Annotated in this window: 20 protein-coding genes and 2 pseudogenes; 15 read left to right on the top strand and 7 right to left on the bottom strand. The window is 41.6% G+C overall.

All coding sequences use genetic code 11. The features are described from left to right. Positions 1-165: 165 nt before the first annotated feature. From ACBP55_RS19555 to ACBP55_RS19545, 3 genes are read right to left on the bottom strand one after another with little or no spacing between them, the layout of a single operon-like run. The gene (locus ACBP55_RS19555) at positions 166-1,506 is read right to left on the bottom strand and encodes a sensor histidine kinase (protein ID WP_464644279.1); all 1,341 of its coding nucleotides are present in this window, start codon (positions 1,504-1,506) and stop codon (positions 166-168) included. Then, complete coding sequence (locus tag ACBP55_RS19550) at positions 1,503-1,934, bottom strand: response regulator transcription factor (protein WP_464644277.1); 432 nt, start codon at positions 1,932-1,934, stop codon at positions 1,503-1,505. The genes ACBP55_RS19555 and ACBP55_RS19550 overlap by 4 nt, the downstream gene beginning before the upstream one ends. After that, positions 1,849-2,139: a response regulator gene (locus ACBP55_RS19545; protein WP_464653359.1), complete on the bottom strand. Its 291-nt coding sequence runs from the start codon at positions 2,137-2,139 to the stop codon at positions 1,849-1,851. The genes ACBP55_RS19550 and ACBP55_RS19545 overlap by 86 nt, the downstream gene beginning before the upstream one ends. 291 nt (positions 2,140-2,430) lie before the next feature. Between ACBP55_RS19545 and ACBP55_RS19540 the strand changes: the two genes are divergently transcribed. From ACBP55_RS19540 to ACBP55_RS19515, 6 genes are all read left to right on the top strand, one after another. After that, positions 2,431-2,628 (top strand): hypothetical protein, encoded by a 198-nt coding sequence (locus ACBP55_RS19540; protein WP_464644275.1) that lies wholly within the window; start codon positions 2,431-2,433, stop codon positions 2,626-2,628. A gap of 13 nt (positions 2,629-2,641) precedes the next feature. Further along, positions 2,642-2,872 carry a DUF6220 domain-containing protein gene (locus tag ACBP55_RS19535; RefSeq protein WP_464644274.1) on the top strand — a complete coding sequence of 77 codons (231 nt, stop codon included), beginning with the start codon at positions 2,642-2,644 and terminating at the stop codon, positions 2,870-2,872. A 23-nt stretch (positions 2,873-2,895) separates the two neighbouring features. Next, the gene (locus tag ACBP55_RS19530; RefSeq protein ID WP_464644272.1) at positions 2,896-3,660 is read left to right on the top strand and encodes an SDR family NAD(P)-dependent oxidoreductase; all 765 of its coding nucleotides are present in this window, start codon (positions 2,896-2,898) and stop codon (positions 3,658-3,660) included. 34 nt (positions 3,661-3,694) lie between these two features. Further along, positions 3,695-4,534 (top strand): SGNH/GDSL hydrolase family protein, encoded by an 840-nt coding sequence (locus ACBP55_RS19525; protein ID WP_464644271.1) that lies wholly within the window; start codon positions 3,695-3,697, stop codon positions 4,532-4,534. Further along, positions 4,531-5,163, top strand: coding sequence for an NAD(P)-dependent oxidoreductase (locus ACBP55_RS19520; protein ID WP_464644269.1), 633 nt, complete (start codon positions 4,531-4,533; stop codon positions 5,161-5,163). Before ACBP55_RS19525 ends, ACBP55_RS19520 begins: the two co-directional genes overlap by 4 nt. 449 nt (positions 5,164-5,612) lie before the next feature. Then, a complete protein-coding gene (locus tag ACBP55_RS19515; protein WP_464644267.1) occupies positions 5,613-6,335 on the top strand; it encodes a glycosyltransferase family 2 protein in 723 nt (240 codons plus the stop codon). A gap of 56 nt (positions 6,336-6,391) precedes the next feature. Here ACBP55_RS19515 and ACBP55_RS19510 read toward each other — a convergent pair whose 3' ends face one another. Further along, entirely contained in the window at positions 6,392-6,640 is a 249-nt protein-coding gene (locus tag ACBP55_RS19510; RefSeq protein ID WP_464653577.1) for a hypothetical protein, read from the bottom strand. Between the two features lie 124 nt (positions 6,641-6,764). Between ACBP55_RS19510 and ACBP55_RS19505 the strand changes: the two are divergent. From ACBP55_RS19505 to ACBP55_RS19495, 3 genes and pseudogenes are all read left to right on the top strand, one after another. Further along, positions 6,765-7,207 (top strand): annotated as a pseudogene (locus tag ACBP55_RS19505) (IS6 family transposase); the annotation flags it as partial. A 111-nt stretch (positions 7,208-7,318) separates the two neighbouring features. Then, positions 7,319-7,798 (top strand): DUF2062 domain-containing protein, encoded by a 480-nt coding sequence (locus ACBP55_RS19500; protein ID WP_464644265.1) that lies wholly within the window; start codon positions 7,319-7,321, stop codon positions 7,796-7,798. 831 nt (positions 7,799-8,629) lie between these two features. Beyond that, complete coding sequence (locus ACBP55_RS19495; protein ID WP_464653358.1) at positions 8,630-9,262, top strand: LysE family translocator; 633 nt, start codon at positions 8,630-8,632, stop codon at positions 9,260-9,262. A gap of 356 nt (positions 9,263-9,618) precedes the next feature. Here ACBP55_RS19495 and ACBP55_RS19490 read toward each other — a convergent pair whose 3' ends face one another. Further along, on the bottom strand, positions 9,619-10,971 hold the full coding sequence (locus tag ACBP55_RS19490; protein WP_464644264.1) for a catalase: 1,353 nt from the start codon (positions 10,969-10,971) through the stop codon (positions 9,619-9,621). Between the two features lie 523 nt (positions 10,972-11,494). Continuing rightward, complete coding sequence (locus ACBP55_RS19485; RefSeq protein ID WP_464644262.1) at positions 11,495-12,058, bottom strand: hypothetical protein; 564 nt, start codon at positions 12,056-12,058, stop codon at positions 11,495-11,497. A 476-nt stretch (positions 12,059-12,534) separates the two neighbouring features. Between ACBP55_RS19485 and ACBP55_RS19480 the strand changes: the two genes are divergently transcribed. The 3 genes from ACBP55_RS19480 to ACBP55_RS19470 all read left to right on the top strand — a co-directional run bounded on the left by ACBP55_RS19480 (position 12,535) and on the right by ACBP55_RS19470 (position 14,929). After that, on the top strand, positions 12,535-12,978 hold the full coding sequence (locus tag ACBP55_RS19480) for a cell wall hydrolase (protein ID WP_464644261.1): 444 nt from the start codon (positions 12,535-12,537) through the stop codon (positions 12,976-12,978). An 869-nt stretch (positions 12,979-13,847) separates the two neighbouring features. Then, a complete protein-coding gene (locus tag ACBP55_RS19475; RefSeq protein ID WP_464644260.1) occupies positions 13,848-14,255 on the top strand; it encodes a hypothetical protein in 408 nt (135 codons plus the stop codon). A 263-nt stretch (positions 14,256-14,518) separates the two neighbouring features. Continuing rightward, positions 14,519-14,929 (top strand): hypothetical protein, encoded by a 411-nt coding sequence (locus ACBP55_RS19470; protein WP_464644258.1) that lies wholly within the window; start codon positions 14,519-14,521, stop codon positions 14,927-14,929. Positions 14,930-15,032: 103 nt separating this feature from the next. On the opposite strand, the gene ACBP55_RS19465 is transcribed toward ACBP55_RS19470, so the two are convergent. Further along, positions 15,033-15,242, bottom strand: a complete 210-nt coding sequence (locus tag ACBP55_RS19465) for a small, acid-soluble spore protein, alpha/beta type (RefSeq protein WP_464644256.1) — start codon at positions 15,240-15,242, stop codon at positions 15,033-15,035. Positions 15,243-15,674: 432 nt separating this feature from the next. Between ACBP55_RS19465 and ACBP55_RS19460 the strand changes: the two genes are divergently transcribed. The 3 genes and pseudogenes from ACBP55_RS19460 to ACBP55_RS19450 all read left to right on the top strand — a co-directional run bounded on the left by ACBP55_RS19460 (position 15,675) and on the right by ACBP55_RS19450 (position 18,328). Beyond that, positions 15,675-15,806 (top strand): hypothetical protein, encoded by a 132-nt coding sequence (locus ACBP55_RS19460; RefSeq protein WP_261304347.1) that lies wholly within the window; start codon positions 15,675-15,677, stop codon positions 15,804-15,806. A gap of 167 nt (positions 15,807-15,973) precedes the next feature. Continuing rightward, on the top strand, positions 15,974-16,159 hold the full coding sequence (locus ACBP55_RS19455) for a hypothetical protein (RefSeq protein ID WP_464644253.1): 186 nt from the start codon (positions 15,974-15,976) through the stop codon (positions 16,157-16,159). An 885-nt stretch (positions 16,160-17,044) separates the two neighbouring features. Beyond that, positions 17,045-18,328 (top strand): annotated as a pseudogene (locus ACBP55_RS19450) (IS110 family RNA-guided transposase). Positions 18,329-18,977 lie beyond the last annotated feature (649 nt).

Here is an 18,977-nt window from a genome sequence, read left to right as displayed (position 1 = left end):
ATAGCAGCATATCTAGTCTATTACATTATTTTTTTCTGACAATTGGGCAAAAAGAGATATATTCTTTTGAAGATCATGTATTTTTTCTGAATAACATTTTGGTCAACGGAAAACTTTAGCTCCACAATATTGAACTAGGGTTGCTGCTGCGGTACTCTCGGTGACCTATTGGTTAATTCGATGTTTGCCATCTTCACATGAAATCCAACCCGTAAAAATAGCACCACCCGCTGATGATCGATTTTGAACCGTTAGATCTCCCTGGTGTAATCGCAGAATTCTTTGTGAAATCGTAAGTCCAAGCCCAGTGCTCGCGTTTTGCGGATTTCTTGAAGCATCTCCACGATAGAAAGGCTCGAAGATATGTGGTAAAGCTAGATCGGAAATTCCGGGCCCAGTATCTTCAATTGTGAAAGTTATCCGCGTCTTTTCCATCTGACACCATATTTCAATCCTGCCAGTTGGGGGGGTATATCGGAGTGCATTATCTATTAAATTTCCCACCGCACGTCTCAGCAAATGAGCATCTCCCTGAAGCATGCATCGTTCCTGTGGAGATTCATAAAGAATCACCACATCTTTTTCCTGAGCAATAGCGCGAAAATCATTCAGCGTTTCAGACAATAATGAATTGAACTCCACTTGCTCTCGGTGAATGGATTGTTCCGCGTACTCCAACTTCGTGTAAGAAAAGAGATCGGAAACAAGGCGTTCGAGTTGTTCAGCTTTTTGATAGCAAATCGTAATGTACTTCACAGCTTTCTCCGGGTTATCTGCAAGTCCTCTCTCAAGCCTCGTCAAAAAACCTCGCAAGACAAATAACGGCGTCCTAAGGTCGTGAGCGATTGCACTGATAAAGAAACGGCGTTCTTCTTCCAATTTGGACTGACGTGTCAGCGATTCTTGGAGACCGCTCCCCATAGTCTGGAAGGCTGCGCGTACATCTGCGACTTCCGCGACGGTTGATCCAGGCAGTTCGAAGTCAAGATCGCCTCCAGCGATCCGTCTAGCTGCGGCGCTCATGGCTTCAAGAGGTTTTACAACAACTCGCCCCATTTGATAGCCAATAAAAAGAATTGCACAAGCAGCAGCGACCACTGCAAAAAGAGAAGCCAAAATACTTCCTTTATTTGGAACGAAAAACAGCACACTCCCCATCAACTGACTTCCTTCCATGACAACCGCTTGTCGATCAGGATTTTTTTCTGACCTATTAGACAAGGAACGAAAAATCTCGTGATCAGAAGAATCCAGAAGTAAAACCCCTATATGAGATTGAACGGCTTTTTCGCGCAGATCAGCTTGCCAGTCGGCATCTTTCCAACGTGATACACCAGTAGTCACCTCTCGCAAGATAGTAGCTAATGCTGTTTGCTGGTGCAATTGCATATTGCGTTCGAATACGTTGTGATCGAGAAAGCTCGGAATTTCATAGAACAAGCGAGGAATGACAAGTACGATTAACATGCCCAAAAACATCCATTGTCGTATTTTCAACGGCTTCATCTTCGCACCCCTTCGAAGCGGTAACCGACTCCCCAAACATTGGTAAGAAGTTTGGGATTTTTGACATCAACTTCAATCTTTTCGCGAATCCGGCCGATATGGACAGTAACCGTATGCTTGTCACCGATACCATCCCAAAAGCGTTGCAGTAGCTGATCATAAGTAAACACTTGACGCGGATATTCCAAAAACAAACGAAGGATATCGAATTCCTTGGGCGTAAAAGGCACCGGTTGACCGTTAATTCTTGCTTCATGCGCTTTTAAATCAAGCACCAGTCTATCAAAATCCATTTCAAGTTTTTGGTCCCTATCATTTTTTCCGTAACGGCGTAGCACGGCCTTAATGCGTGCTACGACCTCTTCTGGAGTGGCAGATTTGACAATATAGTCGTCCCCGCCCAAGCTCAAACCACGAATTTTGTCCACGTCCTCGCCACGCGAGACTGAGGAATATAAGCGGAGTATCATTTGTCCGTCGAATTTGGCGGCAGAGCTCGAACCCATTCTGACCAGGCATCATAATATCCAGGATAATGCAGTCCACCATCGATTGGCTCAAAATAACCAAAGCCATTTCGGCATTAAATGCTTCGATCACGCCAAACCCCTCATCTTCGAGAAAATCGCGCATCAATTCCACGATTGTTTGATCATCGTCAACAATTAATACGGTACGTTTGCTGTGCATACGAAAACCACCAATCACAAATCATATAGGATCTTGGATGAATTGTACCATATTTAATCTCGATATTTGCGGGTAGAACTGGATTGTAACTCCTTGGTGATCGTTTTGTGACTTTTTCCAGCATTGTTTTGTGATAATCAACGGGTAGTGTAGGAAATGAAATTAAATAAAATACCAAGCCATTGGGAAAAGCTGTAAAAGAAAAGAATGAATACTTAGAAAGGAGTAAGAAGTATGAAACTAGGTAATGAAAACAAGAAGACTAGAGGTAACTCAGATTCTATAGATCTCCTCAGGTTATCGACAGTCGCCAAAGTGGGGCGTTTTATCTATCTTTTGCTAGCATGGGCGTTTCTAATCTGTATTTTGGTTCAAGTATTCATCGCTGGCTTGGCTATGTTTTCAAATTCAACCGATTGGGGGACTGCATAAAAGTTTTGTGAAAATGTTCGCACTGGTACCCCTTGTGATGTTTCTGCTTACTTTTATTGGCAGCTTTCAAGGACGAATTCGCTGGATAAGTCTTTTGTTGTTCGTTCTGGTTATTTTTCAGTTTCTGACTGTTCAAGTCTTTTCCTCCATCTCGGCAATCACAGCGCTTCACCCGATTATCGCGTTGCTGCTGTTCTGGGGTTCGATTACAACGTTGAAAAGTGCAAAAAAAGATAGGGTATGACAACATTAATAGGAGGAATGGGAATGAGCATTCAGTTAACTGGGAAAATTGCACTCGTCACAGGAGGGAGTGGAGGAATCGGCAGCGCCATTGCCATTCGGTTAGCATCCTTCGGAGCGGTTGTCGCTGTTCATTATCTGAACAACAAGGCTAGCGCAGAAGATACGGTTCGCCGAATAGAAGAGGCAGGGGGACGGGCACAGGCATTCCAAGCAGAGCTTACAGATGTCAAACAAATGGATTCTTTAGTGAACCAGATCCACGCCACTTTTGGCTCTTCCATCGATATTCTAATCAATAATGCCGGACAAATGAGTGGTCGGGCATCAATCACAGAAATGACTGAGGATTATTACACGCAAATGATGGATTCTAATTTCAAGTCCTGCGTATTCTTGAGCAAAGCAGTTTTACCCTCCATGGTTGAAAAAGGAACGGGCAACATAGTTAATATTTCTTCTTTGGCAGCACACAGTGGGGGAGGTTTAGGCATTGCGATTTATGCAGCAGCCAAAGGTGCAATGCTGACCTTTACTAAGAATATCGCGAAAGAATTTGCTGGTAAAGGGATCCGTGTCAATGCTATTGCCCCTGGAGTGATTGCTAATACATCGAATGATCGCTTTAAAACGGATGAAATCCGCAAGTCTATTATCGCAAGCATACCGTTACACCAAGAAGGATTGCCAGAGGATGTGGCGAACAGTGTGTTGTTTTTGGTTACTGACCTTTCCTCATTTATATCAGGAGAGACGTTGGAAGTAAACGGCGGTATGTACATGAGGTAATCAATAGGAAACAAGAAATGGAGTGGTCAGATTTATGGAAAATACTTTAAACCCACAATGGTTGAAACTGATTCAGTTCCAGCATCCCGAGAAGATGTTGAGCTTCATACGCAACATGGACGAGAGTTTGATTGCAGCACTTTATGGAATGGATGTAGTGAGCTATCAGTTGACAAAAAAACAACTGCAGCTACAAGCACTGAACGCGGCAAAAGAATTGCTGGAAGATCCAGCTTTTGCGGATAGAGTCGACCAATTACCTTTTAAACAGGGAGAGAACATAATTGGCGTCGGCGAAAGCACGACAGATGATCTTCTTTCCTGGCTCGAAATTCTGCGGCATTTGCTCGAACTGCGTCGGCCAGAGGACGGAATTGTTGTAATTAATGAAGGGATTTCAGGCCATACCTCCACACAAATTCTCGGGCGATTTACAGGAATTATGTCCAAACAGCCTAATTGGATAATTTGCATGATCGGAAGCAACGACGTATTACGGGTTGGGCCTGAGCCAACCAAAACTCAAGTGAGCCCTGAGGAGACATCCAAAAATTTAGCTGCAATCCGGCATATCGCCGCACTAAAGAGCAAAACTAGTTGGGTATGGATTACCCCTCCAACGTTCGACGAACAGAGGATCGGCGCAAATCCACATTTTCTGCACGGGGAACTTGTCTGGCGTAACGACGATATTCTGGCTATTGGTGATATTATTCGCAATCAGGTGGAAACGGTTGTCGACACGCAATCAGGTTTCGGTGTACCAGTTTCAGCCGAGTTCATTGGGCCGGACGGTATTCATCCTTCGATCGCTGGTCAACAAGCCATCGCCAAATGGCTTGTCGAAGAGCTCACCGGAGGAAAGTCAGAATGAAACTAATCGTGTTTGGAGCTACGGGTGGCACCGGACGTCAGGTCGTCGTTCAGGCTCTTGAAGCAGGCCATGAGGTCACCGTCGTTGTCCGCCAACCTGCAGCGTTCGACATTCACCATGAAAGGATGGAGGTGGTCCAGGGGGATGTGCTGAATTTCTCCTCGATCGAGAAACTCATGTCTGGAAAAGACGCTGTCGTTTCGGCGCTCGGGGTTTCGCATCGCAATCCTACTACCGTCTATTCGGAGGGTACGAGCAATATCATGATGGCCATGAGATCCGCCGGTATTCGCCGCCTCATTTGTCTGTCTTCGGCTGGTCTCGAGATTCCTGCAGACATCTCTTTTATGCAACGGATCGTCATTAAGCTCATTGTGCAGCGTATGTTTAAAAATGCCTACGAAGATATGGCTAGAATGGAAAAAAAAGTTAGTCAATCCTGTCTAGACTGGACGGTCATTAGACCTCCACGGTTGACTAACGGTTTGAGAACGGGAAAGTACCGAACAACCGCAAATCAACATTTACAGCGCGCTGAAGGAATTGCAAGATCTGACCTCGCTGACTATATTGTGGCCCATCTGGACGATTATGAGTCTTTTCAAAGCAGAGTTGAGATTTCGTATTAAATCCAAGGGAGTCAGTAAAAATGAGAAAAAATACAGAAAAAAAACCGAGGTACGTAGAACTATAGTTGCATAACAAAAGGTCAATTTGCTTCAGCAGAGCGGTGACATCAAGCATCATCATTACGATGGTGCTTTTCTTATGCCTATGAGATCGTCATCAAAAATTAGGTCTTATCGGGGGAGCAGATGTGGGGGCATATATTGTAAATTCGATTCAAATCCGTTGTAAAGTACCCCCCATGCCTTGACAAAGAAAAAGGACACCTAATTCTGAACTATCGATTCTCGTTAATTGAAGAACGAAATGTTTTTTTTCATATCTGAGCCAAAAACAATTAAATATCTATCCAAATCACTCACCGAAACTTGACTTTACTATCGCAAATGTCCAAACAATTTATTAATTAGTTTCATAGAATTATATATATTGATGGAAAGGGGGGAAAAGTATGAGCTTTGCAGGACTTCATACTTATACTGCTACGAAGGGTGTCTCTATTATTGCGTGTACAAATAACTCCAAATTTATAAATAATGTATTTAGTAATTATAAAAATCAGATTGGGATCAATAAAGAACTGATTATTATCGTCAATCGAGATGATGTCAGCCTAATTCCTTACCAAAATAAGGCTAAGCATCTCAAAAATGTATCCATTTACCGTATGCCTGAAAAAATTTCACTAGGAAACTGTTTGAATTTTGCCATTGCCAAAGCTAAATATGAATATATATCCAAGTTTGATGATGATGATTATTATGCACCGAATTATTTAAGGAGAAGTATGAGTGTATTAATGCGAAAAGATGTAGATGTTGTTTGGAAAAGCTCCGTTTATGTTTATCTACATTCAAAAAAAAGCTTGCTACTTCGTAATCCTAACCGAGGAGATAGATTAGTCGGATTTGTAGCCGGCGGAACGATTATGTTTAAGAAAAAGGTATTCAATCGTGTGAAATTTGCAAATATATCATTAGGTGAAGATGCACGGTTTTTAAAAAAATGTAGAGCTAGAGGATTTAAAATTTATTCTACAGATAAATTCAATTATGTTTATATCCGAAGAAAAAATTCAAAGAGTCATACTATGAAAGTGCAGGAAAGTTATTGGCTTAAAAATAGTAAGCTGGTCAAATACACTCTGAACTATAAGGGCCTTGTAAGGAAATAACTAATAAGGGTTGGTGTCTTTTGTTGTGGCCTGGAAATGCGGTTTGGAAGACTACTCTAGATAATTAAGGAGAAGAGGGTTATTTTCCATAAAGACAAACCCTCTTCTATACTAACTGCCCCTAACCAAAAACTCGTAGCAATCAAATGGGGGAGTTGATAACTGATTGAAGAGGAAAAACAGCCAATTTTTGAACAAGGGCAAATTATTGTACCTGTTTGAACAACTCCCGAAGTTTCCAGATCCAAAAAAACCAGAAGCGCTAGACAGCCTACTGCCATGGTCATCGTTGCTTCCGCTAACACGTTTTTAAATCCTGATTTCGGCTTCTCCTGGTCCTCATCTTCATGACAAGGTGGGGGCTATTTGACGCTTACATTGAAATGAAGTCAAGGGAGTGGGGCATTTAGTTTGGAATAGGAATTAGATTTGTTTAAGTGGAAGCAGTATGAATCAGAGGTTATCTTGTTAAGGGTAAGATGGTATTTGAAATATAGTTTAAATTATCGTGATTTAGTAGAAATGATGGAAGAACGGGGTTTACATATCGCTCATACAACGATCTTGCGATGGGTTCATGAGTTTGGACCGGAATTAGATAGCGTATTCGTCCCTATTTGAAGCCAACAATCGATTCATTCCACGATGATGAAACATAAAAGTCAAAGGACAGTGGGAATATACTTTATAGAGCAGTAGATTTCAAACGGAAACACAATTGATTTCATGCTGTCTGAAAATCGAGATGCTCCTGCGGCCAAACGATTCTTCAAAAGGCGTTGACTTTATCTCATAATCAATCACCGCGCGTGATCACCGTCGATAAAAACCCAGGATATCCTACAGCAGTTCAGCAATTGAAGGACGAGGAAGTTAATGGGAGCGGTAGAAATAGAAACGCTTTGTAACATCTCGTTATTATCTGGCAACATTTTGGCTAATACTATGGAATCTGCTACACTTAAAGAAGTGAGGTGAACTATTTGGGAAAAAACTTTACTCATATTCAAAGATTAAGAAGATTAATTAAATTCAATTATTTAAAATTACTACGATCTCCAGGCGGGGCAGGGAAGGTTTCACGAGGATTTGCGGTAGGATTTGGGCTTGAAATCATTTTGCCGTACACACTTTATACCGGATATGCATTATTATATCCACTTGTTTTATTGTTTCGAGCATCGTTACCTACTGCAATCATTGGTAACTTACTTTGTAAAGTAACATTTTTACCGTGGATTCTTGTTCCATTAGGAATTAAGATTGGTAAATATATACCTTTCTCAAAACCAGAACACATGTCAAAAGTAATTTACAAATATTTAAAAACATTGATTGGCCTTAGTACTTCTGCGATTATAACAGGAATCATCTCTTACTTAGTTATGTATTTCTTGTATGAAGCAAACAAAACATACAGACTAAAAAAAAGAAAAGAAAAAAACACCTTGAGAGAACTGTAAGCGTCAAATAGTCCCTACCTTGTAAAAGGAAGGGACTGCTTGATTCTATTTATTAAATATACGGCAGGTCAGAGGCAGTTTCTGTGACGAAGGAAGTAGCATAACCAAAGAACCTTAAGGTCATTAGAATCTGGGGAAGTTCAGAGAACATCAGTTCTGTTTTCAAGACGTAATCGGAGTTGCGCTAAACCGCCGTACCCATCATCCTATGCTAATATCGTAGTAAATGATGAACTTTTTGTTTGGACTGTCTCTCCAGATAGTGGTTATATCATCATGATAGCAGAACTTGAATCCTATAAAGGAAGCCGGATTGAAGTTTACATCGATTCAGACATAGATAGCCTTTGGGTGAACTTCCCTAATACGGAATATTTGAACTCAAAGATAAATAGACCTAAAGATGTAAAGTTTTTTATCATTCAGTCGATTGAGCAATGGAGCCCTAAAGAAAAAGGACCACCCTTAGTCTTTGAATTTGATGGTAAACAACTCGTGAAGAGGTTGAACTAACGGAAACGATAGCTTCATATAAAAGATCAAACAGGCTGCCGGTGATAAACTCGGTGGCCTGTTGTACGAACGGGCAGGTATGCGTGGTGTGAAAGATACTACTGGAATTAGTTGAAGAAGTAAGAATGAATTGTTAAAGGCTCATTAAGCTAGCGAAAAACTATAGCTCAGGAGCTGTATTAAAGCAGCTTTTTTTGATTTCAAGCAGTTTAATTTCGGAATTGACAAAAATCATAGAGGAATATACAGTTATATGCAGCTTATAAAGGTAAATTATGGTCCTGGTTTAAAAGAATTCATTCAGAAAGGAGAAAAATTATCATAAGCTTCGGTACTTTGATAGCCTTTGCCTTCGTTTCTCTTGGTATGGTTTGTTCTCCTGGTCCTAACATGATTTACTTAATTTCTCGTTCTATTACGCAAGGGCGTATGGCGGGGGTTATCTCTCTTCTTGGCGTCATGCTTGGTTTTCTTGTTTACATCATTGCAACAATGTTCGGACTCACGATACTTTTTACTGCGGTTCCATTTGTTTTCGAAACAGTCAAAATAGCAGGTGCGGCGTATCTACTCTGGCTTGCTTGGAATGCAGTTAAGCCTGGAGCTACATCTATTTTGTCGACTCGAATTCTTCCAATTGATCCTCCAAAGAAGTTATTTTTCATGGGGTTTATGACTAACCTGCTCAATCCCAAGATTGCTATTCTATATGTGTCGCTACTGCCTCAGTTTGAGAACCCTGCGCGGGGATCATTATTTTTTCAAAGCGCGTCTCTAGGTCTAGTTCAAATAACCGTTAGTTTTATAGTCAACCTCTTGATTATACTGACTGCGAGTAGAGTTGCCGTGTGGTTCAGCACGCGCCCTACTTGGTTATCAGTACAGCGTTGGATCATGGGGAGTGTTTTAACTGGTCTTGCTGTACGTCTTGTTTTTGAACGCCGGCAATAAGTTGGTTTAAATAAATTCGATATTTGTTACAAGTGGAGCGTGTATCGTTGGCGTTTCCTACACTGCCGGATGGAAGCAGAAAAAAATTCACTAGAAGAGATAATAAGCTGGAACACCGAGCTACTTACTCGTCTTGGGTTTGATCAACATGTCATGCATGATAAGCTTTAATTCAACTAACGAGAACGTTGGTTTGACTTGATGATAGTCAATACTAAGGAAACCACTCCATTGTTAGGAGTGGCTCTGTCTATATATACTAATGTATATATTATGGTCAAACTATACTTTGTTTTTAGATATATTTCGGTGAACCTAATCACAAGTAACGGCAAATTTTTGCTCAATGCGATTCCTTATGAAGTTTGGATCTTTCGGGCGACACGTTCCCCTAGCTCGGGGGACGCTTGGTACAGGTAGCCGAACACGATGTTTTGCGTTTCGGGGGATATGCCGGCAAGATCGAAGGCTAGGTTATCTACCAAGTGTTCTTGCTGCAATGGGGAAAGAGCAAGATAATACTGACCTGCTTGCGCGAAGTCGTCTTGCTTGGGCACGTCGGACCGCACGAGGCGTCCTGCCACGAATCTCCCGTTGCCGCTGGTCACAAGGGAATCGGGCGTCCAGTTCTGCTGATGATTAATTGGAATCTTACGGAATTCCGGACCAAGCCGCCGTCGCTGCGAATCCCAATAAATATTTGCACGCCCCTGCAGTATCTTATCGTCCGATAACTCTGCTCCTTCCAGCAGGTTGGAAGGGGAGAAAGCCAACTTTTCTACTTGCTCCATATAATTATCCGGATTGCGATTTAATACCAATCTCCCGACCGGGAGCAAGGGATATTGCCCCTCATCCCATACCTTTGTATTATCCAACGGATCATAAGTGAGAAAGGACTCGTCATTGGGGTTCATCAGCTGCACATAAAGCCCATATTCAACCGTTTTGCCCGCGTTCAGCGTATCGAATAAGTCCTTGCCAGCATAATCCGGATTATCGTTAGCGAGCCGGGCTGCTTCTTGACGGTCAATATACTGCACACCCGCAAGAGGCATCCAATGATATTTCACGTAAGTGCGGACACCTTGCGCGTTTTTCCAGACGTAAGTATTGACGCTGTGGCCCGGGATGTGGCGAAGACTCTTGACAGTGCCCGCGTCGGAGTAGAGCCTGACGAGAAAACTTGTGGATTCCGGTGCTCGGGCGACGAAGCTCCAAAATCGTTCCGGATCGATGAGATTGTTGACGGGCGACGGCAGGAAGGCCTTGATAAACTCGGGAAAGCGGATGGCGTCTCGGACGGAGAACACGGGGATATGGTTACAGACAAGATCGAACACACCATGATCCGTATAGAACTTGGTGGCGAGTCCGCGCACGTTACGAGAAGTATCCGGCGTGCCTTTGTTGCTGACGGCTAAGGAGAATCTTACCGCGACGGGGACCTGCTGACCTGGACTTTGCAAGAAACAAAGCTGCGTGTAAGCCGTCATGGCATGTACGGTCTGAAAGTAGCCGAATGCGCCATAGCCTTTGACATGCACGGGCCTTTCCAACAATTTCGTATGGATGAAAGTCTCCAGCGTTTCATGCAGCACGTTGTCCTGTTCCAATACGGGTCCTCGTTCGCCCACCGTCTGCGAATGAAAAGCATCCGGAGTATCTCCGGACCATTTGTTAAGGCGAGTTCCATTGTTCTCGTTCATCTCTCAGCCTCCCATGCCGGCATGCGAATTGTTTGGATATATCAAAATGTATGAAGAGCTACTATGCGAATATGACAGTGCGGCGTCCAATAAAAGGAACCGTATCATAAGTGATGAAAAAAAATTCGTTTTAGCTGACCGGCTCCGAAAACAAGCGAAGCGCCCCCCATTCGGGCGCTTCATATGTCTTTATGGGAGTTTTTCGGATATCTCTGGATAACGGTCCGGGCAGCGGCGTGAAAATGATCAGATTAGCATCTGTTTGACCGCGATTAGCGTACTTGCCGATAGAGACGATGGTCCATATTCTGGTCCATCAAACATGTGGGAGCTTTTCCTTATGATTTCTTATGAGGGTCAGGGATTGTATTTGAATATTGGGCTTGCTATATTGTTACTTTCAATGTTCTCACTTTTCAAGCAAAGAAAAAGTATAATCAAGCGTTGACGAAGAACTATAGCTAAATAAATATCAGGAGAAGGCTGCCGACAGCAAATGGATCGGCAGCCTTCTCAGCTCCTCTTAATATCTGCCAGGTTGGGGGGTCATCGGAGCGCCTTCTCTTATGATACTTAAACCACCACCCGTGGAAAAGTCAATTTTCAAGTTGAAGGCATCATGCGCAAACCGCCATGTCATCGGAAAGTAAGTAATGTCCCGGAAATTCAATAGTGGGTAGTCTTCAGCACTGTTGTCTATGATTTCTCCGTTTACCTTAATAGGATAAGAAGGCAATACAGCTGTAAAGGTACCGTTGCTATCGTTATTACCGGACAAGTCCTGCTTCATTTCGGTCATTCCAGTTCCTGTGTTCTGAATCTCAAGCCCACCATCTTGGCTCCAATTGATCGTTAAGCCCAAGGATTGGCAGTAATCCCAAGTCAGCGGGAAGTATGTGATGTCTTTATAGAATAGTATCGGATAAGGCGAGGCGGGTGAATAGATTCTCATCCCGTTTAAATTCACCTTAAATCCGGGGATTTCGGTGATCACTGTTTTAGTGCTAGCCGCTTGTACAGCTGACCCTGAAACAAAGAATCCCAATGCTAATAAAGCGAAGACAGAAGACCTACACCATTTTTTCATAAGAGGTACCCACCTTTTAATAATCTTGTTGTACTTTCAATATATATTAACCTCATATGCGTATTCTGCGTTGGTGTACAGATGCAGCTAAGACCTGAATATTGGTATCCACGAGACCAACAGTCGTTGCACTCAACACATATACAATCGTTCCTCCGACCAGCATGCCAGAAATATTTCTTTCATGTTCAATCATCTCCAATTCTTTATCTATTTACCAATATTAGACTACATTCACACTTGTTTCGTTGTGAATAAAAAGAAAATGGTTCCAAATATACCCATGAAGCCAAAATCCTTTTTGTCCTTCAAACTGTGGAGGATATTTAGGATGCGAAACTTCCGAAAAGTCGGAGACGCGGATCACTTCAGATAACAGGACGAGGCTGCTGGTATGAAACGGTATCCTCGCTCCAGAGTAACACATCCGCTTCACCTACAATATGATGTGTATAGAAATCTAAAGAGGTGAGCCAATGGCAGTCGTAAAAGCCAGGAAACAGGATATTGATATGTTGGCAAGGTTGCTTCGAGCTGAAGCTGAGACCGAAGGCGAAAAGGGCATGCTCCTTGTTGGAAATGTTGGCATTAACCGAATAAGAGCGAATTGCTCCGATTTTAAAGGAATCCGGACAATTCCCCAAATGATCAACCAGCCGCATGCGTTCGAAGCATTGCAACATGGTATGTACTATCAAAACGCAAGAGAGAGGGAACGCCGTCTGGCCCGACGGACTGTGAATGGGGAGCGGGATTGGCCAGGCAAATTCTCCCTATGGTATTTCCGTCCAGGAACGTTCGAAAATCCCGGACCATGTCCGCCAACTTGGTATAATCAGCCGCTTGCAGGACGATGGAAGAAGCACTGTTTTTATGAACCGACTGCGACAGAATGTGAAAATGTATATAATACTTTTTAATTTATTAACGAAAAGAGCTCACGATATCTTAACTTGACTTGTCACAGCCATATGTTGGTTGATAAGAATTTTATCTCATTAAGTGCCGCGTAAATAGCGGCTTCTTTGGGTTTAGTGGAATAAAGTTGTTGTCACGGTCATTATTCGGAAACTATACCAACGTGACAGGCCGTCCGATGTCGGATGACAAGAACATTAGCTGAATGAAGTCTGTTTGAGTTCAAAAATAATCTATTGATAAACCTTACAAAAAACGATAGTTAAAAACATTTGAAGGGCTGCCGCGTGGTAGCCCTTTACTCCGAGGGACGGGCAGATTAATTCAATAGTGAGCCTATCATTTCTCCTCGAATTAGGTTATTATTGGAAAAATTACTTGTGAGGAGAGATGCAGATGTCGGACATACAGGCAATTGTATTAGACTTGGAAGGAACATTGTTCGGCAGTGACAAATCCATATCACCTAGAAATGTACTATAAATATTTAGTACTTCCACATATGTACAAATGAATGATAAATTTATTACCAAAAAGGCAGTGGGCAGAATGCTTGATGCTGTAGTTGAATTATTAATTAGAAAAATAGGTTTTATTCTGTTAGGTGGTGTGGTTCTTACCATAATTGTTGTTTTATTTTTTATGGTAGTAGTCTCCATTATTAAGGACATTAAAAAATGAATTAGATTCTTCACTTGAAAAGTATCGTTACATTAAGACATTAAATGACTGCCTTTTTCACGAAAACGTCGAGCAGGATAGCTTAATGCTTAATTTTACCAAGTGACAAACTAATCCTCAGTTGTGTTAATCTGTAAACTGCACCAAAGTTACTACATATATGAATAACGTTTAGTTCTGGAGGATTTTAGTGAGGAAGGTTGTTTATTTTTGCTTCATGATTGTACTGTTAATATTTTTATTTGCATGTGAGAAAGTACATACCAAACAAATTGCTGATTGTAACAATGTTGAGCCGCCAATTACTTTAAGTCCTACAGTTCCAGAGTGGGAAATAAGACCCAATATGCTGCTTTACGAGGCCAAGCCTATAAATGACCCGAAGCCGTTATCTATTGTTTCTTATGAGGTGATTTTAAAAAATCTCAGTATGGACGCGGCAAGAAATATACATGTATATATTGGGAACCAACTGTTTGGTTGGGAACGTATGGGCTTTGATTCTAAATCGGAATTGGCATGTTCAGAATTACAGCCAAATCAATTCAATATTTGGGAATGGTCACATGGTTGGGACACACACCTTGATCCGTCATGACGCTCTATGATGGAACAAACTGTACAGTTACGGTTCGTGTGGGAGGACTCAAAAGGATGGCATCAGGTTCAAGGACATTTGCCAAATCAGTACAGCAAAAGTTTCATGGCAAATGATTTAAGTCCGTTACCCGAAAAGTAAAGAAATAAGCTGTTTCGCAGAAGTCTGTCGCCAGCAATGGATCGGCAGACTTCTAAACTAACGGCAGACTAATTTTAAACTCGTTATGTTAAAATGGGAAAAAAATCTGTAATTGGAGTTTCATGATGATTAATTCTGCTGAAGAATTTGTTAGACTAAGACTTAGTGAAAATATGGATGAATACCTGAAAGCTGCATGGGATGATGCTCCCTTTGAGGTTTGGTTAGAAGTGATTAGGAAGTACCCTGAAATGAGTGAATGGGTAGCACATAATAAATCAATTCCTGTTGAGATAATGGAAATTCTCGCTGACGATACAAATGAAAGGGTTGGATTTAATGTTGCAACAAAAAATCGACTGCCTGAACACTTACAATTAAAATTAGCGAAAGATTCAGATTGCTCAGTTAGACAACGAATTGTCTATAACAAAAAAGCGACATATCAAGTTATAAGTTTATTACTAAACGATCTGGATGATGATATACGAACATCGGCAAAGAAAAGAATTGATGAAGGACGATATAAGTGAGCATTCAACTAACGGATACGTTTGTTCAATGATAGCAATGTAAGGTTTGCCAGTTTGAACGAAAGGTGATCGTAGTCTTTTTTACTAGGCTTACATTATAGATTTAGCGTTTAAATCCATTTAACTGCTGCTCAGCGATTTGTACAAGACGCTTTGTAATTGTTCCTCCGATAGAGCCTGCATCCCTTGTAAGGAGATTTCCATTGTAGCCATTTGGCTGAAGAGGGATGCCCAATTCTTGAGTTACTTCATACTTTAGTTGGTTAATTGCCGCTTTAGCCTGTGGTACGAGTAAAGTGCTGTTATTTGCCATGGGATAAAATCACTCCTTTTCTCAATGTACTTTATTTTGTGGAGATTAAGGGAGGATTATGTAAGAATAATCTCATTTGAAAAGCTTTAGTTCCCAGTAAGAAATTATTGTTTAATTTCGCCGACCAACTAAGTGATTGGCACAATGTGTCTGCTTATATTACTTCTTAAGTGAGTACAATATATATGTTTCAAATTACTCAAAGGGGTGTGCTAAAGTTATGACTAATCAAAAGAAAAGCGTGAAATCCGAAAAGCAAAAAAACCAAAAACCAAATCAAAAGGGTAAAATTGATGAGGCAAATATTAATTAAGGTGGTTAGTTAACAAAATGGTTCACATATAAAGCCCTAAAAAAGCCTGAGGAAACTTTCCCACAGAACAGGCTCAATTTTTTAGCTTATTTCATCAAGATAGAAAGGAGGTAATCTCAATGTCCGATAAAACTAAAACTAAGATAACCAAATCTCAGCGTACCGTAGATAAGGAACTGCAATCTCGAACTCGAAAATCGCCTGACCAGTCTGCACAAAATAATACACACGATCAACCAGGTGATGCTTAAAAACATTTCAGCGAACCATTAAATTAACAGTAGCTGAATCTGTTGATGTTGATTACACAATTGCATGAGGCGAAAACGAACCAATGAGGCTCTATGTGGAATAAGGGTGGAAAATAGCATCATAATTTAGTAGGGAGATCAACTTTCGAATTTGGAGGATAAATACAATGACATCCAGTAGAGGACATCAAGGAGCTCATGGCACAGGACAAATTGTTAAGCAACTGAACAATCAAGCCCAAGCCGCGGAGCAAATTCAAGGAAGTAATAAGGTCGATCAAGAAATTCTTGCAGCCGCAAACGAACATAGTTCAGAACTGGATGAAATCATTGATACGGATGTCAGTTCCTAAGTTGAGCTTCGGCATGGAACGATCTAAAGTAATACGAGTTAAAGACCTGCGGCATGCTTCATGCTGCGGTTTTTTTTCTTGTTCGGCGGCACAAACATAATCGTTGTTTACAGTAAGTAAAAAGTGCGTAACAGCGAACAACAGTTGAGGGGCTTACCTCGCGGCAATTCCTTTTTTTCTTCATTCAACTAAAGGGCAGTTATGCGTGGAAAACAGCAGGATATTTGGGAGGAAAATAGGTCTAGCTGTGGAAGTATATATTATTCATTTTCATTGAGGAGTTTATACTTTTGAAGCTTTTTACAAAGGAAGTCAAGAAGATCGTAGTCGATAATTTCCCGTTTCTTTGCGTAATAGACCAAAGACCGGAAAATGAGTTTATTAGCTTTAAGATATACCCGTCAGTTACTAATTCATCGTATTACTTGATACTCTTTTCTTGGAAAACCAATTGGGCAACGAACTTATGCCAGCCATGGGTTTGTTCAAAGCTAATTCAACATGCGGTAAGCAGTGGTTGGAACTATAAGGATAAAAATGCAATAGTAAAACTCCAAAATGGAGATAATCTTATCAGTCTATTAGGTTTAGACGATTTAAACCCGTAACAACAATAGGTTAACCTAACGGAGAACGTTTGTTCAGTAATGTAACAGAATTGAAATCTTATTTTCATCCAGAATTAATGAATCAAGCCTATAATAAAACTCGACCCCCTTTAAAATATAAACTTTAGACCTGCAGCCCGTTGCTGTGGGTCTCTTTTTTGTTACTCAACCTTCCTGTAGGGCCTAAAAAATGGTCTTTGTCAAAAAAGGAGCGCCTCGGTATGATGGGTTTGTCCACGGGTTTGAAACCCAACACCATCAAGGAGGCGCTCTTATTATGAAGTTTAAGCAATCAGACGAACAAAATCAACGAATAGAACGAATTACTCCATCTCACTTAGTAATTGGCATCGATATAGCGAAGGATGCACATGTCGCACAAGCAACGAACTTTCGCGGAATTGTTCTTTCTAAACGACATCTTACGTTTACCAACAGCAAGGAAGGGTTTGAAAGGTTTGGACGTTGGATTAATGAGTTGCAGCAGAATCACCGTTTGAACAACATAATAATTGGAATGGAACCGACGGGGCACTATTGGTTTAATTTAGCGAATTGGCTGGTAGAACAGGGGTTAAGCGTTGTTCTGGTGAACCCTGTTACGACGAAAAGAAACAAGGAGAATAGAGATAATTCTCCTTCTAAAAATGATCCGAAGGACGCTCTAGTCATCGCGGATGTTGTTAGTAGGGGGTATTACTCTGAATACACAAAGCAATCGCATTATTTTGAAAGGATGCGCGTTATCATGAGTGATCGAGAGTTTTGGGTAGCGAATAGCATACGGCTTCAGAACCGAATCATTCGCTGGTTGGATATTCGTTTTCCCGAATATACGTTAGTGTTTTCAGATTGGACCTGCAAGCGATCCTTGGCGACGCTTTATGAATTCCCTGTTCCAGCAGACTTACATGGGGTGACTACAGCAGAAGTCATAGCAAGCTGGAGAAAGCACATGAAACGAGCTGGCGGAACTACAGGGCTAGAGAAGGCTGCATAGCTCATCGCTTCTGCAGCTAGAAGCATAGGAGAAATTGTAGCTACCCACGAAGCTAAACAGGATTTGCGCCGGCTACTCGATGAGTATTGCCGCATAATCGAGATTCTAGAGATGATTGAGCAAGAAATCTTGGTGCTCCTGGACAAGATACCTTTGGCTCAACAACTTCGCTCCATTCAAGGTCTTGGACCCATCTTCATTGCGGCAATCCTTTCCGGTGCAGGTGATCTAAGCCTCTATTCCCATGGACGACAATTACTGAGAAGAGCAGGCCTGAACCTAGCTGAGAGTATGTCAGGGAAACGGAAGGGGCAGATCGTACTTTCTAAACGTGGAGATGCAACGCTGCGAAAGTATTTGTATTTAGCGACCTTACGTCTTATTGGGAACAATCCGTTATTTCGGAAGTGGCATGAACATAACGTACAGGTAAGGCACATGAAAAAGTACCGTTCTATGTTTAAATTAATTGGTAAGCTAGCACGTATTCTGGTTGGTCTAGCTCAACGAGGAGAGTCTTTTTCTACTGACAAAGCGGTTATACATGACTGTGTAGCTTAAAGTAAATCTATATACGTAGGTTGGTTCATTCGCAGGATTACAAAGAAAGCACGGAGTACCGATTACCCGTTACTTAAGGGCACAGACCCGCATATTGAACTTGATCGGCCTCCACCCCTTGGACAGGTGTAACGAAGGAAGGTAAGGGCATAGACCCGTTGAGATCTGGGAGGGTGAACCCCCGAGGGCATTGTGGAGAAAGCGTGCAGTAATTGGAATAATGAGGAAGTTAAGACTTATCCTCTATTTAAGTATGCCTTCATGGCCGTTCGGTGATGTCACTACCACTACTATGCCGTTATATCCTTTTTACCAAGAGGGTGTAATCCTGCGAATGAGCGAGTAAACGTGAGAAAATCCCTTAATACCGAGGGAAGTAACGGGCAGGATAATTTCAATCGCTTGACGAACATCTTAAATATGGAATGAACGCATATATACCGTCACCTACACGGCGTTTGATCTTGCAGGTAATAAAACTTCCACTTCAGCAACTGTTACGGTTCCTCATGACTGATCTGGAAAGTAAAGGAATATAACTCTACAGGTAATTTTAAAATTATAACAACTGACTCGAATAACCAGGGAGCAGATTGCCACGGCAGCTGCTCTCTGATTTTCTTTGGCGGAAGTTCAGGGAATAATGAGT

This window comes from Paenibacillus sp. WG02 (assembly GCF_055396115.1).
Note: the sequence above shows the minus strand (reverse complement) of the source record. Positions and strands in the feature narration are given on the sequence as shown.

Excerpts from the sequence above, each read along its gene's own strand:
- ACBP55_RS19515 (WP_464644267.1), top strand. The coding sequence starts at position 5,613 with ATGAGCTTTGCAGGACTTCATACTTATACTGCTACGAAGGGTGTCTCT.
- ACBP55_RS19455 (WP_464644253.1), top strand. The coding sequence starts at position 15,974 with ATGACATCCAGTAGAGGACATCAAGGAGCTCATGGCACAGGACAAATT.
- ACBP55_RS19530 (WP_464644272.1), top strand. The coding sequence starts at position 2,896 with ATGAGCATTCAGTTAACTGGGAAAATTGCACTCGTCACAGGAGGGAGT.
- ACBP55_RS19520 (WP_464644269.1), top strand. The coding sequence starts at position 4,531 with ATGAAACTAATCGTGTTTGGAGCTACGGGTGGCACCGGACGTCAGGTC.
- ACBP55_RS19465 (WP_464644256.1), bottom strand. The coding sequence starts at position 15,242 with ATGGCAAATAACAGCACTTTACTCGTACCACAGGCTAAAGCGGCAATT.
- ACBP55_RS19525 (WP_464644271.1), top strand. The coding sequence starts at position 3,695 with ATGGAAAATACTTTAAACCCACAATGGTTGAAACTGATTCAGTTCCAG.
- ACBP55_RS19460 (WP_261304347.1), top strand. The coding sequence starts at position 15,675 with ATGTCCGATAAAACTAAAACTAAGATAACCAAATCTCAGCGTACCGTA.
- ACBP55_RS19480 (WP_464644261.1), top strand. The coding sequence starts at position 12,535 with ATGGCAGTCGTAAAAGCCAGGAAACAGGATATTGATATGTTGGCAAGG.
- ACBP55_RS19540 (WP_464644275.1), top strand. The coding sequence starts at position 2,431 with ATGAAACTAGGTAATGAAAACAAGAAGACTAGAGGTAACTCAGATTCT.
- ACBP55_RS19555 (WP_464644279.1), bottom strand. The coding sequence starts at position 1,506 with ATGAAGCCGTTGAAAATACGACAATGGATGTTTTTGGGCATGTTAATC.
- ACBP55_RS19485 (WP_464644262.1), bottom strand. The coding sequence starts at position 12,058 with ATGAAAAAATGGTGTAGGTCTTCTGTCTTCGCTTTATTAGCATTGGGA.
- ACBP55_RS19490 (WP_464644264.1), bottom strand. The coding sequence starts at position 10,971 with ATGAACGAGAACAATGGAACTCGCCTTAACAAATGGTCCGGAGATACT.
- ACBP55_RS19545 (WP_464653359.1), bottom strand. The coding sequence starts at position 2,139 with ATGCGCGATTTTCTCGAAGATGAGGGGTTTGGCGTGATCGAAGCATTT.
- ACBP55_RS19470 (WP_464644258.1), top strand. The coding sequence starts at position 14,519 with ATGATGATTAATTCTGCTGAAGAATTTGTTAGACTAAGACTTAGTGAA.
- ACBP55_RS19535 (WP_464644274.1), top strand. The coding sequence starts at position 2,642 with ATGTTCGCACTGGTACCCCTTGTGATGTTTCTGCTTACTTTTATTGGC.